Source organism: Streptomyces sp. NPDC002911 (assembly GCF_053591835.1).
In genome coordinates this window covers 13010-28269 of record NZ_JBSFUO010000045.1, presented here as the reverse complement: position 1 = coordinate 28269, position 15260 = coordinate 13010, and the positions used below count along the sequence as shown (strand labels likewise).

The window sequence follows — 15260 nt, the reverse complement described above, 5'->3', positions numbered from 1 at the left end:
CCCGACGCAGGATCTCCCGCTCGAGTTCCCACTCCTTCTCCGCTTTGCGCAGTCGGCCGTTCTCCGCGCGCAGCCGGGCCAGTTCCTCATCCCGGCTCTGCGCGGTCTGGTCCTCGCGGCCGTGATCCCGGCCCGCGTGCTCGTCGGCCTGGCGCACCCAGCTCCGCAGCGTCTCGCCGGTCACGCCGACGTCCGCCGCGACCGCCGCATACGTACGCTTCCCGCCCGCCGCGCGGTACAGCGCGACGGCATCGTTCCTGAACTCCGCCGGATACGGAGACTTCCGTCCCACCAGGACACCCTTCCTCGGATCTGCAAGATCCATTGTCAGCGTGTCCACACAACCGGGGTCGCCTCACAGACCGCCGCAACCCTCGAAGACATCGAGAAGATCCTCCGCCAGGGCTACGAGTGCCGCCCCGAGGCACACGGATGTGAAACATTCCCGTCTCGAAGGTGGGTGCGTCACCGGCCTGGCCTACGGTGCCGGTAAAGGCCACGGGGCGTGCTCCGCCATCGGCAACCGGGTGGACCTTGTGCCGTAGCTCGTCGGACGGTTTGCCGGACGCAGCCCCGGGCCCCCTCGCGAAGCGCACTGCACTCACGTGGACGCCAATGTCGGCCACGAGCTGCTGCACCGGCGGGGGTGCACATCCGGGCGGTGCGGCCGTACCGGCGGGCCGTGCGCGGGTTCAGGCTGATTCTCGTCACGGCACGATTATCCGATCATCCCACCACTGTGGATACTTTTGGACATTCAGTGATCGATTCTAGTCAGGGGTAAAGGGTGGGATTGTCACAATGGGGACCTGTGAGTGATCCTCGATGGAGGCGCGGGGTAGGTGGCAAAAATGGCCGCACGGCCAACTCCGTCAGTTTCCCTATCCCCGTACCGTGACCGCACAATTCGGCACTCACTCATGTGGAGAATCGTAATGCCACTCACCAAGAAGATGGTGTGGTCCTCGGCTATGGCAGTCGCCGCAGCCGCCGCTCTCACCGTCGCCGTTCCGGTCGGCAGCGCCTACGCCATCGACGAAGTTCGCTGCCTGGACGACGCGGCGGGCTATCTGGTGGTCGAGGGGCGCAGCGAATTGGGAGGGTCCGTCAAGGACTGCTTCGCGAACGCCGGCACGTATAACTACGTGCCCAGCATGTGGGCGACCCGGATCGCCACCGGCAACAACGCCGTGGTCGTCTACGACGTCAACGGGACCAAGTTTTCGCTCAACAAATGGACCGTATACAAACCGACAAATGCGACCCACGTCGACGCAATTGAAATCCGGTGACGACCCTGCGGGACGCGATTGCGTGATACGGAACCTCGCTAGATAGCGATGGGAACCGTCCGCCAGTAGCTGAGGGGCGAGAATCCCCTCGGCTACTCGGCGGGCCGAGCATGCGGGCTCGACAAGAAGGCGGCGGGCAGATGAGTGACAAGAAGAAGTAAAGAACCGCGCCAACTCGCGTTCGGAGATGATCCGTTAGGACTTGCCGGGAATTAACACGCTGGTTTGATCTTGGATTTGTCGGTGTCGAGAAACCTCACGACGCCTTTCGGTGTGTGGAAACGGGTTGTTGAGGCGGTGGGGTGAACATCATGGGCTTCCAGGAGCGGGCGGACGTCTTTCGCTGCGCGGCTGATGGTCATGACGGTGGTATTGAAGAGCTGGCCCAGGAGGTCCATGGGCGCGAGTTTTCGCAGGTGGAGCACGGTGGCCAGGACCGGGACTGTAAAACGTTCTCGGCTCTGTTCCGTAGTCGGTGGTGACGTTCCGTCGTCACGGTAGGAGGATGCGGTGGCGGAGGAGGTCGAATCCTGCTCGGCCATACATCTGCCGCGTGATCCTCTTGGTGCGGGTCGGGTTTCATGACGTACGGCGGCGGTCCTGACGCGGGCATGCCGCAGGTCGAAGTCCTTCTCTCCGGCGTGAACAGCACGACGACGAGGGCGAAGATGCTCACGCCCATGATGTAGAAGGCCGGGGCGATGGCCGATCCGGTCGCACTCACCAGGACCCCCGAGATGAGCGCGACGGTGCCGCCGAGCAGGGCGTTGCCGAGGTTGGTGGCGATGGCGTGCCCGGAGTACCTCATGGAGGTCGGGGACATCTCGGCCTGGACGGCGAATTGGGGTGTGGTGATGAGCGCCGTGCCGACCATCAGGATGGCGGCGGCGCCACAGGCGGCCGGGATGGAACCGCTGGACGCGAGCGCGAACGCCGGGTAGATGCCCGCCGCCGTCCAGACAGTGCCCGCGACGAGCAGTGGTTTGCGACCGTAGTGGTCGGCCATGGCGCCGGTCACGGGGTACAGGATCGCGCCGCCCGCGATGCGCGGAGGTGACAAGCTTGTTGCGGGCGATGAAGGCGGCGCACTGCCGCTGCTGCACGATGGACATCGTCCACGAGGTCATGAGCGTCATCTGACTGCGGTGCACATCGACCGTCCTGAAGCGGGCCTCGCCGCCGAGCCCGACCAGACACACCTTTCCCCACGGCGCGACGGCCGCGATCCCGTCCCTGATCGCCGACGAGGCACCGGAGGTCTCCAGGACCAGCGGTACACCCTCTATCCCCGTCAACTCCCGTAGTACGTCTGGCGCTTGTTTGGTGTTCGGGTCGAACGCAGCGACCGCGCCGAACCGCTGGGCGTGGGCGCTCCGCGCGGGCTCCGGGTCGATGGCGACGACCCGGGTGCCACGTGCCGTGGCGAGCATCGTCGCGGAGAGACCGACCGGGCCCTGGCCGAACACCGCGAGCGTCCTGCCCCCGATGTCACCAAGACGCTCCAGGCCGCCCCACGCCGTGCCGGTGCCGCAGCCGATGGCGGCTCCCGCCTCGAAGCTCAGCGCGTCGTCGAGCGGGACCAGAGTCGCGGCGGGCACCCTCATCAAGGGCGCATGTCCACCGTGCTCCTGCGTGCCGAAGGCACGGAACGGCTCTCCGGAACACATCTGCGGCCAGCCCGAGCGACAGTGATCACACCGGGTGCAGCCGACATAGTGATGGACCATGACACGGTCGCCGACCTTGGCGGTGTCCGGTGGCACACCGGGGCCGACAGATTGCACGACGCCGGCCGGTTCATGGCCGTTGATGTGTTTTCCGGATGTGGTGTCGCGGCCCGGCTGTTCGCGCTACACGTGCAGGTCACTGCCGCACATGCCGGAAGCCTTGATGGCGACGACGACCTCGCCCGGGCGGGGCTGCGGATCGGGAAAGTCCCGGAGCTCGACCGTGCGGCCGCCCAGGGAAACCGCGCCCTTCATATGTACTCCGTAAGGTTGTTGCGACTGGAGAAGTCGTCAGCCGGTCGTCGCCGGCGCCCGCGAGTCCCCGGGTACGGCCGTACCGCCCCGCGACCGCAGACATCCCATCAGCACGATGGCGACGGCCAGGCTCACCGCAGGGACGACGAGGCCGAACGCGGTGTTGTCTTCCTTGGCCACCTTCGCGATGAGCAGCGGCCCGACGAAGCCCCCGAACGACGCGACGGAGTTGATGACCGCGAGGCCGACGGCACTCTGCGCGCGGCTGAGCACTTCTGTGGCCAGGGCGAAGAAGGGCGGGAGGTAGGAGACGATGCCGACGGCGAACAGGCACAGCCCGATGGGGCCTGGCACCGGAACACTGCGGAAGACCATGGTCATGACGAGGCCCGCGACGGCGGTCATCAGGCAGCCGATGACCGCGGCCCTGCGTCTGCCGGTTCGGTCGGAGATCCGGGCGACGATCAGCATCGCCACCGCCGCGCAGAGGTACGGGAGGGCCCCGATGAAGCCGATGCTGGTGGGCGAGTATCCGGGATCCAGCTGCGCGACGATCTGCGGGAGGAAGAAGGTCATCCCGTAGGTGCCGACGCCACCGAGGAATGACACGACGGCCAAGTGGAGAACCCGGGGGTTCTTGATGGCCCGCAGTTCGGGATGGACGGCCTCTTTGGCGACCTGGTCCGCGCCGTCCCTGGACCGATAGTCGGCGTTGATTGCGCTGTCGAGCCAGGTGGACTCGGAGCTGGTCAGCCACGGGGCCTTGGCCGGGCGGTCGGCCATGCGGAAGAAGGTCCACACACCCAGGAGAATCGGCGGCAGGCCCTGCAGGACGAACAGCCACCGCCACGAGGCAAGACCGAACCAGTCGACGTGGTCCAGGATCAGGCCCGCACACTGCCGACGATGAGTCCGACAGGCTGGGCGAACACCATTCCGGCCAGCGCGCGGCTGCGGTCCTGACTGACAAACCAGTAGGTGAGGTAGAGGACGAGCCCCGGGAAGAGCCCCGCCTCCGCGATGCCCAGGGCGACCCGCGCGATGTACAGATGAGTCGTGTTGGCGATGAAGCCGGTGAGCAGGGTGACGAGTCCCCAGGTGACGGCTATGCGGGAGAGCCAGGCACGGGCCCCGATCTTCGCCATGACGATGTTGCTCGGCACCTCCAGGAGCACGTACACGATGAAGAACACGGACGCGGCCGCCGCGTACGTGGTGAGGCCGATGCCGAGGTCTTTCGACATCGTCAGTTCCGCGTAACTGATAGTGGAGCGGTCCATGTAGCTGAACATGTAGAGCAGAAAAGCGACCGGCAGGATGGAACGCTTCACCTTGCGTACGACAGCCGGGACGTCGACGCCCGGAGGTGGTGGTGCGGTGTCGCCTGTGGTCATGAGATCCGTCCAACTTCATTGTTGTCCAGGACATTCACGAGGGGCGTAGGGCGGTGGGAGGCGTTCAGTGACCGTTCGGGGACTGGGTGAGGGACCGGACCAGATCCGCGGCGTCGCCGACAGATTCGAGGTCCGCCGCAGTCCGCTGTGTCGCGGCGATCTGCTCCGGCGGCGGCGGTGCGGCGGCCAGGGCGGCGCAGTCGGCGAACTTCTTGCTGATGTCGTGCCAGGTCAACGGCCTGGTGGCGGAACCTGGTGTGTGCTCGCCGCTCTGCTGGTTGCGGCGGCCGTCGCGAGTCACGATCTCGACGCGTCCGCTGGGAAGCTCGTCCTTCCAGTCGAGGGCGGGGTCGGACACGGCTACGACCTTGTGCGCGAGATCGAGGACACGGTGGTCCTTCAGCGCCTCCTGGGTCAGATCGCCGGCCTTCAGATCCCCGTGCACTGCCGCCATCGCCACCAGGAACGGCAGGCTGAAGCGCGCGTCCATGAGGGTGGTGGGCGCCCGCCGTGCCTGCAGGGGCGCACACAGACCCTCGTGGCAGTCGCCGGCATAGACGCGCAGCTCCTGGATGTCGTCGCTGCCCAGGCCGTGGCAAGACATCGCCTCAAGCGTCGCGTGGATGTGGCTGTGCGCGGTGCCGACGGCAGCCCAGGGCTTGTAGAGCGTTGCCCCGCCGTAGTACTCGCCGCCGAGGTTTTCGAGGATCTTCTCCCGGTCGTAGGTGCCTCCGAAGTAGGTCGCGAAGAAGCCGTTCGTCCCCTCGAAGAGGGTGTCGGTGCCCTTCGCTCCCCGCTGTGCAAGGAGGGCGGCGAGCACGCCTCCCTTGGCGGAGAATCCGGCGTACATGCCGCCGAGTTCACTGCCGGGGCCGCTCACCATGTCCATGAAGCCACCGGACTGGATGGCGCCGAAACTGAAGCCGTGGGCAAGCCGGTCGGGCGGGAGGTTCAACAGGCGTCCGGCCGTGGCGGTGGCGGCGATGACGCCGATGACGGACGACAGATTCCAGTCCTGGCGCCAGCCGACGTGCCGCCGCAGCCGAGTGAAGAGGTCCTGCCCGACCGCGACGGCGGCGATCAGGTCTGCCGGGGATCCCGCCCTGCCGTTCCACGATTGCGAGGGCGGGGACGATGGAGGTGGCGGAGTGCTGGCCCCACGGTGTCTAATCGTCGAAGTTGAGGCAGTGTGCCATGGCACCGTTGGCGAAAGCCGCCATGATCGCCGGGGCCCGGAAGCCATGGCCGAGGACAGTCGACTGGGGCCGCCCACCGGTGTCCCTGACGACATCGACGGCGGCGTGCGCCGCGGGCTCGGTGCCGCTGGCGGCGAGGATCACGCCGAGCGTGTCGAGGAGCGACTTCTTGGCACTGTCGACGGCGGGTTGCGGCAGCTTGTCGTACGTGACTTCGGCCGCAAACTCGGCCAGTACGCCGGACACTTCGGCGGGACGGGCCGCCACGCCGGTGGCATGCGTCATGGGTTTCCTCCGGTCGGATCTGTGCGAGGTGGGCTCCGGCCCGGCCGTGGCCGGGCCGGAGCATGGTGCGGGCGGCTTACGGCGGACTACCGGACCATGTAGCCCGCGTCGGCGGTCAGTACGGAGCCGGGCATGAACGCGGAGACGTCCGAGGCCAGGAAGAGGGCCACGCGTGCGATGTCCTCGGGCTCGCCCAGCTTGCGCAGCGGCGTGCCCTGCGCGTAGCTGTCCCGCCAGGCTTCATCGGCGAGGATGTTCGCGACGAGTTCGGTCTGGATCAGGCCCGGGGCGATGACGTTTGCGCGGATCTTGTCGACCCCGTAGGTCTGGGCCACGGCCCGGATCAGGCCGACGACGCCGGCCTTGGCGGCGGTGTAGGCGTGGTTGGGGGCGCCGATCCAGTGGCCGGCCGGCGACGCGACGTTGATCACGGATCCTCCGCCGCCCTCGATCATGTGCGGCAGTGCGTACTTGCCCATCAGGAAGACGCTCTTGAGGTTGACGCCGATGGACTTGTCGAAGAGCTCCTCGGTGAGGTCGATCGTGGGACCGTCCTGGGAGTCATCACGAGGACCGGGCCTGCGGAAGTTCGCGCCGGCGTTGTTGTAAAGGACGTCGATCCGACCGAACTACTCCACGACGCGGGCCACCGCCGCGCGGACACTCGCGGCGTCGGCGACGTCGCAGGCGAGCGGAAGCAGTCCGGCGACGCCGAGCTCCCCGGCCGCCGCGGCGACCTTCTCACCGTCGAGGTGCAGCATCGCGACCCTGGCGCCCTCCTGCTGGAAGATACGAGCCGCGGCGAGCCCCTGGCCTCGCGCCGCTCCGGTGATGATGGCGACCTTGCCGTCGAGCCGTCCGGACATGGGTGTACTCCTGACTGGGTTATGGAAACGCGGAATGGGCAGCAGCGCGGGAGAAGCGAACCCGGCAGAATGCTGCGGTCATGTGAGGTCGAGGTGTGGCCGCGGAGACATCACACGCCGACACGTTGGTCGCGCGGGTTGTTGTCGGCGATCCACTACCTCGGCGCCGACGCCCGCCTGGGGGCGGCGGGACGCGTTCTCAGTGGAACGCGCGGCCCCCGTCGACGCCCAGGACCGAGCCGGTGACATAGGAAGCGTCGGTGCTGGTGAGGAAGAGGAGGGAGGCCGCGATCTCGCGCGGGTCGGCGATGCGCTTGAGCGCGTAGTGTGAGGCGCCGTCCCGGTGCCCGTCGGCCATCGCGGTGTCCACCATGCCGGGTGAGATGCAGTTCACGCGGATCTGCGGCGCGAGCTCGGCCGCGAGGGCCTTCGTCAGCGCGATGATCCCACCCTTGGATGCTGCATAGGCCGTGTAGCCCGGGGCGTTGGGCAGCAGCCCCTGCGCGGAGGCGATGTTTACGACGCTGGCGGAGGATTCCCGGGTCAGCCAGGGCAGAATGCTGCGGGTCACGAGATATGTGCCGGTCAGATTCACTTCCAGAACCCGGCGCCAGTCGGCCGCGGGTACGTCCGCGGCCCGGCCTCGGAACATGATGCCGGCCGCGTTCACCAAGTCGTCGATGCTGCCCAGTTCCACAGCTGCGCGCTCAGCGGCGGCAGCCACCTCGTCCTCCGCGGTGATGTCCACCTCGAAGCCGGACGCCCCGAGCTCCCGGGCGATCTCCTTCAGGCCACCCGGGTCCCGATCCAGGAGTGCGAGCGTGGCGCCCTCCTGAGCGAAGAGGCGGGCGGTCGCCCGTCCGATGCCGGATGCCGCGCCGGTCACCGCGATGCGGCGCCCGCGCAGTCGGCCGTTCGTAGCATCGGCCGGTATCGGTGCACTGCTCATGCTTCTGCTCCATCCAGTGGGTGGGTCCGGGGGCGACGTGCGCGTCGCGGGCTGGGGTGGCTCGAGCGCGCTGGTCAGCGCATCACGAAGGCGTTCGCAGGTGCGTCGTCCTCCGTGGAGAGCACGATGCTCTTGGTCTCCAGGTACGCGTCCACGGCCTCGACACCGTGCTCGCGCCCGAGCCCGGGCCGCTTCATGCCGCCGAAAGGCACCATGTAGCTGTACGTCCGGTAGGTGTTGACCCATACGCTGCCCACCTTGAGCGCCTTGGACATGCGCATGGCCCGGCCGATGCCGCGAGTCCAGACCCCGGCGACCAGGCCGTACGGAATGTCGTTCGCGATGCGGATCGCCTCCGCCTCGTCGTCGAATTCGAGGACGCAGAGGACCGGGCCGAAGACCTCTTCCTGGGCGATCCGCATGTCGTTGGTGACATCGGTGAAGATGGTGGGCTCGACGAACTGGCCGCCGGTCAGGCCGGGTCCTGTCGCGGGGCTGCCGCCGAGGATGCGGCGGGCGCCGTCCTGCTCGGCCACGTCGATGTAGTGGAGGACCTTCTCGTACTGGGCGGGGGTGGAGATCGGGCCCACGTTCGTGGCCGGGTCCATGGGGTCGCCGAGCCGGATGCCCTTGGCGAGTTCGGTGACCTTGGCTTGGAAGGGGCAGGCCGCTGGCGCCGTAGGTGTGGGCGATGATCTCCGCGGCGATGGAGAGGGCTGTTTCCTCTGGCGTGTGCGCACCGAGGTCGAGACCGATGGGTGAGTGGAGTGTGGCCAGGCGCCCGGGCGGGATCCCGGCCTCGTCCAGGAGGCGTAGGCGCTCCTCGTGGGTGCGGCGGGAACCCATCGCGCCGACGTAGCCGACGGGCAGCGTAAGCGCCCGGCGCAGGAGAGGGAGTGTCGAACTTTGCGTCGTGGACAGGGTCAACAGCACAGCGGTGGCGTGCCCGTGCGGGAGGGCATGGCCCGATGGCTACCTGGCGGGGCAGGAGGCTTGCGCGAGTTCGATGTGTACGAGGGCGGGGACCAGGCGTTGTGACGCACCATCCGTCCCGGGGCGTCTACCGGGCGGTGTAGCCGCCGTCGACAGGCAGGGCGATACCGGTGACGTAGCTGGCGCCGTCGCTGCACAGCCACAAGACGGCCTGAGCGATCTCATCTGCGGTGCCGAGCCGGTCGATGGCTTGGCCGGCTTCGGCCTGGCTGCGGTCGAGCTCTCCGCCTTCGACCATGGCATCGACCATCGGGGTGCTGATCGTGCCGGGACAGGCGGCGTTGATTCGAACATTGCGGGAGCCGTATTCGAGGGCTGCGCTCTTGGTCAGGCCGATCACACCGTGCTTGGAGGCGTGGTAGGCGGCGCGTCCGGGGTTGCCCACCAGACCGCCGAGGGAGGAGCAGTTGACGATCGCGCCGCTGCCCTGAGTGCGCATGTGGCGCAGTTCGTGCTTCACGCTCGCCCAGATGCCCCGCAGGTTGATGTCCTGCACCCGGTCGAACTGCTCGGCGTTCTCGTCGGCGGCATCCGTGGGCGGGGGCATGATCCCGGCGTTGTTGTAGGCCATGTCCAGTCGCCCGAACGCTTCGACTGTGCGGTCGACAGCGGCGGCGACCTGGTCCTCGTCGGTGACGTCGCAGACCAGCGCGAGGACCTGGTGACCGTCGTCGGCGAGCTGCTTGGCGGCAGCGCTGACGGCGTCCTCGTTGATGTCGGCGAGGGCGACAGCGGCCCCCGAGGCGGTGAAGGCGCGGGCGGTGGCCAGGCCCATGCCGGATGAGGCGCCGGTGACGAAAGCGACCTGGCCGGTGAAGTCGTAGGTGGGGTTCATGGCGGTTGCTCCCAACGAAAGTTGCGGACGTGGAGTTCAGCGTGCGGTCGTGCTGGCGTCGGCTGTCTGCTGCGGCTCATCGGCGTCGGTGGTGTGGTGGGCGACGATCCGCGAGGGGCCGGCGGTGCCGCGCAGGGCGAGGGCGATCAGGGGCAGCAGGGTGAGCGCGGCGAAGACTGCACCGACCAGGGCCGGACCGGTCAGGCCGAGCGAGGAGTCAAGGGCCCGTCCCGCGACGAGGGAGCCGGCGGCGACGCCCGTGTTGTAACCGGAGGTGGTCAGTGCCGAGGTGAGAGTGGGGGCGTCCCCGGCGAAACGGACCGCGAGGGAGGTGATGACAGGGTTGACGGTGAACCCGGCCATGGCCATGCCGAAGACCAGCACCACGGCGGCCACCGGACTGTTCGAGGCCGGGATCAGGGCCAGCATGATCAGGGAAGTCGCCGCCGAGGCAGTGATCGTCGTGAACATTGGGCGGTGATCCCCGAGACGCCCGCCGATCGCGGTGCCGCCCAGCGCACCGATACCGAAGGCGATCAGCACCAGTGGCACCGCACCGGCAGGTATGCCCGCCCGGTCGGTCAGCAACGGCGTGATGTACGTGTACGTCGCCAGGACACTGCCCATGATCAACACCGCTGCGCCGAGTGCCAGCCACAGCTGCCCCTGCTTGAGGGCCCGGACCTCGGCCCGCACCGATACCTCGGCCCGCTGCCCGATATGGGGGATGAACCGGCCGACGAACACGGCGGCCAGGGCGGCGAGGATGGCCAGTGCCCAGAACGGGCCGCGCCAGCCGGTGTACTGGCCGACAAACGAGCCGATCGGCACGCCGATGACGTTGGCCAGCGTGAGGCCCCCCATCATCACGCCGACCGCCCGCGTGGCGCTCGCGGGCCCGGCAGCAGCGGTGGCGATCACGAAGCCGACGGCCCAGAACGCTCCAGTGGCCAGCGCGGTCACCACCCGGGCGGTCAGCACGACGCTGAAGGAGGTGCTGAGCGCGGCGACGGCGTGCCCGAGGGCGAAAACGGCGAGCGCGCCGATGAGGGTGTGACGCTGGGGCAGGCGCAGGGTGGCCATGGCCATCGTGGGCCCGCCGACGATCATCCCGACGGCGAACGCGGTGATCAGCAGACCTGCGTGGGACACGCTCACGTTCAGGTCGGCGGCCATCTCGGGCAGCAGCCCGGCGATGACGAACTCGGTGGTGCCCATCAGGAACGTGCCGGCGGCGAGCACCCAGACGACGGAGGGCAGCTTGCCGGAGGCGGACCCGGTGGCGGAGGACATGCGAAAACTTCTTCCCATACGAGGGGATAGGTGGACTCGGGTGACGAGCGAGGTCAGGAGGCTGCCTCGATGGTGATCCGGTCGGCCCCGGACAGTTGGTCGGCGTCGGCGTCGATGTGGCCGAGGATCAGCAGATCCTCGGAGGCGGAGGGGCCGTCCTTGTAGAAGATGGCGAGGTTGCCCCACGGTGCGAAGTAGGCGATGTCTCCGACCTTTGCGGCGGCCGGCTCAGGGGCGCCTTCCGTGGTCAGCTTCCTCGGCGGGTCGGCGATCCGCTCGGTCCCGTGGAAGTCCTCCAGGTCCAGGGTGAGCGGGAGCAGAGAGGCCAGGTCACGGGCGGCGGGGCTGGCATTCAAGGTCGCCTCGACGGGCTCGCCGTCGATGGTGACGCGGGTGTCCATTCGAGTGCTCCTGTCTGATGCGGACGCTTGCCGAGGCCGAGGACGGCGGCTGCTCCGAGGCCGGCCCCGGCGCGGACGATGATGCGGAGGGGGCCGCTCGGCGGATGAGTCGTCGGAGCAGGCGGTCGCGGCCAGCAGCAGTACGCCGAGGGCGGCCGTGGTGGTCAAGGCCCGGCAGAGGGTGAAAGTCATGGGGTGTTGTCCTGCGCTTCGGGCATGGGCTCGGCGTAGTGGCGGAAGCCCTTGCGGTCGGTGTGCAGGCCGTACAACAGCTCGGCCAGAGCCTGGGGGCTGGAGGTCGCGGAGTCGGGGCTGATCGCCCCAGGGACGATGAGCTGTGCGGCGTAGATGCTCTCCGGGGCGAGCGCGGTGTGGAGCATCGCCGCGTAGGCGCTCTCGGCGGCGAACGCGATCGAGGTGCCAGCCACGCTCGCCTTCGGGCGTACCGCGCTGCCCCCGTTGACGAACAGCAACGTGCCCCGGCCCAGCTCCCGCATGCCGGGAAGAACCGCGTTCACGCAGGTGAGCGGCCCCTTGACGGAAAAGGACAAGGGGTCGTCCAGGTCAGCCGCGGTGGTGTCCAGGACCGGCTTCATGAAGTCCCCACGGGGCACCGGGCTGAACTGCAGGATCTCGACGGGGCCCAGAGTGTCCGCCGCTTGGCGCAGGGCCGCGGTGAGGGAGGCGGGGTCGAGGACGTCGGCGGTGAAGCCGCAGGCATGGATGTTCTCCCTCGCCAGCTCGGCGACCAGGTTGTCCTGGTGCTGGGCGCTGCGCGAGAGGAGGGCGACGTCGTGGCCGGCGGCACCGAAGCGACGGGCGGCCGCGAGCCCCAGGCCGGGGCCGGCACCGATGAGAGCGAAGGTGGTCACGGGAGTTCTCCTCAACAACGTGGGTGGGGTGGGCCGCATCAGAGCCCAGGGAAAGGCTGTGTGATTCACGGGAAGGGGCTGCCTGGTGGCGCAGCTGGTCCACGGCCGTGCCGCCCTGTGGCGTCCAGGGCGCTCGGCTTCAGCCGGTGGCCGGGGCGGTGGCGTACTCCTCGTCGGTGACAGGGTTCAGCCAGTGCACGACGTCGTGGGTCTCGTCGCCCTCGTTGATGGCCAGGTGCACCATCAACCGGTTCGGCGCCGCACCGTGCCAGTGCTCCTCATCGGCCTCGAACAGGACGCGGTCACCGGGCCGGATGACTTCCACCGGCCCGCCCCGGCGCCGGCACAGACCGACGCCTTCGGTGACGAAGACCGTCTGGCCCAGCGGATGGCGGTGCCAGTGGGTGCGGGCACCGGGCATGAAGTGCACCAGGGACGCGGTGACCCTCGACGGGGCGGGGTCAGCGGCAACGGCGTCGATGTAGACGTCGCCGGTGAACCAGTCCGCCGGCCCCTTGACGGTGTCGATCGAGGTGCGGGTGGTCTGCACGGATACTCCTCGTACGGGTGCGGGGCGGGGTCAGGGGGTGAGGAGGGTCTTGATGGCGCGGCGTTCGTCCATGGCCCGGTAGCCCTCGGCGACCTGGTCCAGGGGCAGAGTGAGGTCGAAGACCTTGCCCGGTTCGATCGCGCCGGAAAGGACGCGGTCGATGAGGTCGGGCATGTAGCGGCGGACGGGGGCCGGGCCACCACGCAGACCGACGTGGGAGAAGAACAGCTCCTGCCCGTCAATGGCGACCTCGTGGGGGACACCGACGAAGCCGACGCTGCCACCAGGGCGGGCGGAGTGCAGGGCCTGCTGCATGGACTGGGCGGTGCCCACGCACTCCAGGACGCTGTCCGCACCGATCCCGCCGGTCATCTCCTTGATCCGGGCCACGCCTTCCTCGCCGCGCTCGGCGACGATGTCCGTGGCCCCGAACTCGCGGGCGAGCTTCTGCCTCGACTCATGGCGGGACATAGCGATGATCCGCTCCGCCCCCATTTCCTTCGCGGCGATCACCGCGCACAGGCCGACCGCGCCGTCACCGACGACCACGGCGGTGGAGCCGGGCTTGACCTCGGCGGCGTCAGCGGCCCACCAGCCGGTGCCCATCACATCCGACACGGCCAGCAGCCCCGGCCAGAACCCTTCGTCAGGGATGCCGTCGGTGGCAACCAGGGTGCCCTGGGCGTTCGGGATGCGGACGTAGTCGGCCTGGCAGGTGGACATGAACTCGCGGTTCAGACAGCTCGACTGGAACCCGTTACGGCAGTTCGCACATACGTTGTCCGACGTCGCGAACGAGCCGACGACGAACTGTCCCGGCTTGACCGCCGTCACCTCAGACCCGACCTCCTCCACGAAGCCGACGTACTCGTGCCCCATCGGATGGGCCGCGTCGGTGGGCTCCGCACCGCGATACGGCCACAGGTCCGAACCGCACACACACGTCACGGCCGTGCGGATGATCGCATCGGTCGGCTTGAGGATCTTCGGGTCCTCCAGGTTCTCGAAGCGGATGTCGCCAGGGGCATGGATCACTGCGCCGCGCATGAGAGATTCCTTTGCGATACCGAGTACAGGTGCGAAGCCCGGAGCCTCGGGCGGCGGACCGCCCGAACCGAGCCGGGCACGGAACTCCTCCTTCGCCGCCTTCGCGGCCGGAAGGAAAAACACCACGCCTTCCAGGTAACTCCTTCTTCACTCGCGTAGCGAGTCACTGACAAGGGGTGTACCGCCAGTACATCCCTATGGCCGCGTGCGGGACGTACCGGCGACGGGCTCAAGGGCCTGCCCGACGCCGTCGAGGCCGTCTGGCCCCGCACGGTCGTGCAGACCTGCGTGGTCGGCCTGCATGGCTCCGCGACCACCCCGAGGTGATGGGACCACTCGTCTCCGCCACGGCGTCAGCGTGCGCTCCAGCAGCTCGTGCTGGTGCGCACGCGGGCGCGTTCCCCTCCTTCGCTTCCGGAGCCTCGACCATGCACGCCCCTGATGCCCCGAACCGGTACCAAGAGGTGCTGGTCAGGTCCATGTATCTGGCCGGTTCCAACGGGACCGGCGAGGCTGGCTTCGCCCCCGTCGCCCACTGGCCACACCACTACCTCGACGAGGGGCCCTGCCAACTCCTCGTCACCTCGACCGACCAGCGGGTCAGGATCGGCTGGTTCGGCGACGACTTCGACCTGTGGCAGATCAGCGCGGCTACCGAGGCCGCCTCCGCCACCCGCTGGACCGCCACCTTCAACCACGTCACCCCGGCCGAGATCGTCGCCGGCTTGACCACCGCGCTGGCCCACGACTACGCCGAGGCCGACGCCTACGACAGCAACGGACGCTTCCTGGCGAACCCATCGATCTACTGGGCTGACGCCGTCCGTCCGCTTATGGATCCCGGCTGGAAGCGCGGCGTGCCCGACTCGCCCGGCACCGTCGAGATAGTCGCCCCCGACGGCCAGGCCGGCGCCGTCATCGACCGGCGCGACTACGGGCCGGCCGACGAGACCGTCACCCTGTGGGCCGGTCCACCGGGATGGGGCACTCGGGCGAAGGCCGCGTTCACCGCTCGGACCCCCTCCCACTTGATCGCCGCGACAGCGGCCGTGATGGCAGAGTCGGCCCCGGTGGTCCGTGAACGGCACCAGATCGACCGGCGGATGCAGCACCTGGTCACGATGACCCCTGTCGCTTCGGTCACCCCGAACGCCGATGCTCAGTTCTCCCGCGCTCCGACTCCGCTGGACATACGCCGTACGGCAGTCACCCAGGCGGTACACCGTGCCGCGCGGGCACCACGCACGGCAGCCGACCTCGGGTGATGGCCGCCCAAAGCCGCACACAAGGTGCGGAGCAGAACCG

Annotated in this window: 16 protein-coding genes and 5 pseudogenes; 2 read left to right on the top strand and 19 right to left on the bottom strand. The window is 68.6% G+C overall.

All coding sequences use genetic code 11. The features are described 5' to 3' along the window. Positions 1–292: transposase (locus ACWD04_RS32250; RefSeq protein WP_451137287.1), on the bottom strand; the 292-nt coding region annotated here is incomplete at its 3' end. Between the two features lie 643 nt (positions 293–935). On the opposite strand from ACWD04_RS32250, the gene ACWD04_RS32245 reads away from it, so the two are divergent. Beyond that, complete coding sequence (locus tag ACWD04_RS32245) at positions 936–1292, top strand: beta/gamma crystallin domain-containing protein (protein WP_451137286.1); 357 nt, start codon at positions 936–938, stop codon at positions 1290–1292. A gap of 212 nt (positions 1293–1504) precedes the next feature. Here the strand turns inward: ACWD04_RS32245 and ACWD04_RS32240 are convergent. The 18 genes and pseudogenes from ACWD04_RS32240 to ACWD04_RS32155 form a co-directional block, all read right to left on the bottom strand. After that, a pseudogene (locus ACWD04_RS32240) lies at positions 1505–1780 on the bottom strand (ISAzo13 family transposase); the annotation flags it as partial. Between the two features lie 152 nt (positions 1781–1932). Continuing rightward, positions 1933–2352: pseudogene (locus tag ACWD04_RS32235) on the bottom strand (MFS transporter); the annotation flags it as partial. 46 nt (positions 2353–2398) lie between these two features. Then, a pseudogene (locus ACWD04_RS32230) lies at positions 2399–3103 on the bottom strand (zinc-binding dehydrogenase); the annotation flags it as partial. A 39-nt stretch (positions 3104–3142) separates the two neighbouring features. Next, a complete protein-coding gene (locus ACWD04_RS32225) occupies positions 3143–3274 on the bottom strand; it encodes a hypothetical protein (protein WP_451137290.1) in 132 nt (43 codons plus the stop codon). Between the two features lie 36 nt (positions 3275–3310). Continuing rightward, on the bottom strand, positions 3311–4156 hold the full coding sequence (locus tag ACWD04_RS32220; RefSeq protein WP_451137289.1) for an MFS transporter: 846 nt from the start codon (positions 4154–4156) through the stop codon (positions 3311–3313). Between the two features lie 2 nt (positions 4157–4158). Continuing rightward, on the bottom strand, positions 4159–4668 hold the full coding sequence (locus ACWD04_RS32215) for an MFS transporter (RefSeq protein ID WP_451137285.1): 510 nt from the start codon (positions 4666–4668) through the stop codon (positions 4159–4161). Between the two features lie 64 nt (positions 4669–4732). Continuing rightward, positions 4733–5911 carry an MmgE/PrpD family protein gene (locus ACWD04_RS32210; protein ID WP_451137284.1) on the bottom strand — a complete coding sequence of 393 codons (1179 nt, stop codon included), beginning with the start codon at positions 5909–5911 and terminating at the stop codon, positions 4733–4735. Further along, positions 5835–6149 (bottom strand): MmgE/PrpD family protein, encoded by a 315-nt coding sequence (locus ACWD04_RS32205; RefSeq protein ID WP_451137283.1) that lies wholly within the window; start codon positions 6147–6149, stop codon positions 5835–5837. The genes ACWD04_RS32210 and ACWD04_RS32205 overlap by 77 nt, the downstream gene beginning before the upstream one ends. Before the next feature lie 86 nt (positions 6150–6235). Further along, positions 6236–7015 (bottom strand): annotated as a pseudogene (locus ACWD04_RS32200) (SDR family NAD(P)-dependent oxidoreductase). A gap of 199 nt (positions 7016–7214) precedes the next feature. Next, a complete protein-coding gene (locus ACWD04_RS32195; protein WP_451137288.1) occupies positions 7215–7964 on the bottom strand; it encodes an SDR family NAD(P)-dependent oxidoreductase in 750 nt (249 codons plus the stop codon). A gap of 74 nt (positions 7965–8038) precedes the next feature. Further along, positions 8039–8704 carry an aldehyde dehydrogenase family protein gene (locus tag ACWD04_RS32190; RefSeq protein WP_451137282.1) on the bottom strand — a complete coding sequence of 222 codons (666 nt, stop codon included), beginning with the start codon at positions 8702–8704 and terminating at the stop codon, positions 8039–8041. Next, positions 8670–8897 (bottom strand): annotated as a pseudogene (locus ACWD04_RS32185) (XdhC family protein); the annotation flags it as partial. The gene ACWD04_RS32190 and the pseudogene ACWD04_RS32185, both read right to left, overlap by 35 nt. A 127-nt stretch (positions 8898–9024) precedes the next feature. Beyond that, positions 9025–9792 (bottom strand): SDR family NAD(P)-dependent oxidoreductase, encoded by a 768-nt coding sequence (locus ACWD04_RS32180; RefSeq protein ID WP_451137281.1) that lies wholly within the window; start codon positions 9790–9792, stop codon positions 9025–9027. Positions 9793–9828: 36 nt separating this feature from the next. Next, entirely contained in the window at positions 9829–11085 is a 1257-nt protein-coding gene (locus ACWD04_RS32175; protein ID WP_451137280.1) for an MFS transporter, read from the bottom strand. Between the two features lie 53 nt (positions 11086–11138). Next, a complete protein-coding gene (locus tag ACWD04_RS32170; protein WP_451137279.1) occupies positions 11139–11486 on the bottom strand; it encodes a cyclophilin-like fold protein in 348 nt (115 codons plus the stop codon). Between the two features lie 188 nt (positions 11487–11674). Then, positions 11675–12358, bottom strand: coding sequence for an SDR family NAD(P)-dependent oxidoreductase (locus ACWD04_RS32165; protein ID WP_451137278.1), 684 nt, complete (start codon positions 12356–12358; stop codon positions 11675–11677). Positions 12359–12497: 139 nt separating this feature from the next. Beyond that, on the bottom strand, positions 12498–12908 hold the full coding sequence (locus tag ACWD04_RS32160; RefSeq protein ID WP_451137277.1) for a (R)-mandelonitrile lyase: 411 nt from the start codon (positions 12906–12908) through the stop codon (positions 12498–12500). A 30-nt stretch (positions 12909–12938) separates the two neighbouring features. Next, positions 12939–13955, bottom strand: a complete 1017-nt coding sequence (locus tag ACWD04_RS32155; protein WP_451137276.1) for a zinc-dependent alcohol dehydrogenase family protein — start codon at positions 13953–13955, stop codon at positions 12939–12941. Between the two features lie 428 nt (positions 13956–14383). Here ACWD04_RS32155 and ACWD04_RS32150 point away from each other — a divergent pair, with 428 nt between their 5' ends. Further along, positions 14384–15220 carry a DUF317 domain-containing protein gene (locus ACWD04_RS32150; protein ID WP_451137275.1) on the top strand — a complete coding sequence of 279 codons (837 nt, stop codon included), beginning with the start codon at positions 14384–14386 and terminating at the stop codon, positions 15218–15220. The last annotated feature ends 40 nt before the right edge of the window (positions 15221–15260 follow it).

Coding starts and splice junctions, on each gene's coding strand:
- ACWD04_RS32245 (WP_451137286.1), top strand. CDS start 936: ATGCCACTCACCAAGAAGATGGTGTGGTCCTCGGCTATGGCAGTCGCC.
- ACWD04_RS32225 (WP_451137290.1), bottom strand. CDS start 3,274: ATGAAGGGCGCGGTTTCCCTGGGCGGCCGCACGGTCGAGCTCCGGGAC.
- ACWD04_RS32215 (WP_451137285.1), bottom strand. CDS start 4,668: ATGACCACAGGCGACACCGCACCACCACCTCCGGGCGTCGACGTCCCG.
- ACWD04_RS32210 (WP_451137284.1), bottom strand. CDS start 5,911: ATGGCTTCCGGGCCCCGGCGATCATGGCGGCTTTCGCCAACGGTGCCA.
- ACWD04_RS32205 (WP_451137283.1), bottom strand. CDS start 6,149: ATGACGCATGCCACCGGCGTGGCGGCCCGTCCCGCCGAAGTGTCCGGC.
- ACWD04_RS32195 (WP_451137288.1), bottom strand. CDS start 7,964: ATGAGCAGTGCACCGATACCGGCCGATGCTACGAACGGCCGACTGCGC.
- ACWD04_RS32180 (WP_451137281.1), bottom strand. CDS start 9,792: ATGAACCCCACCTACGACTTCACCGGCCAGGTCGCTTTCGTCACCGGC.
- ACWD04_RS32175 (WP_451137280.1), bottom strand. CDS start 11,085: ATGTCCTCCGCCACCGGGTCCGCCTCCGGCAAGCTGCCCTCCGTCGTC.
- ACWD04_RS32170 (WP_451137279.1), bottom strand. CDS start 11,486: ATGGACACCCGCGTCACCATCGACGGCGAGCCCGTCGAGGCGACCTTG.
- ACWD04_RS32155 (WP_451137276.1), bottom strand. CDS start 13,955: ATGCGCGGCGCAGTGATCCATGCCCCTGGCGACATCCGCTTCGAGAAC.
- ACWD04_RS32150 (WP_451137275.1), top strand. CDS start 14,384: ATGCACGCCCCTGATGCCCCGAACCGGTACCAAGAGGTGCTGGTCAGG.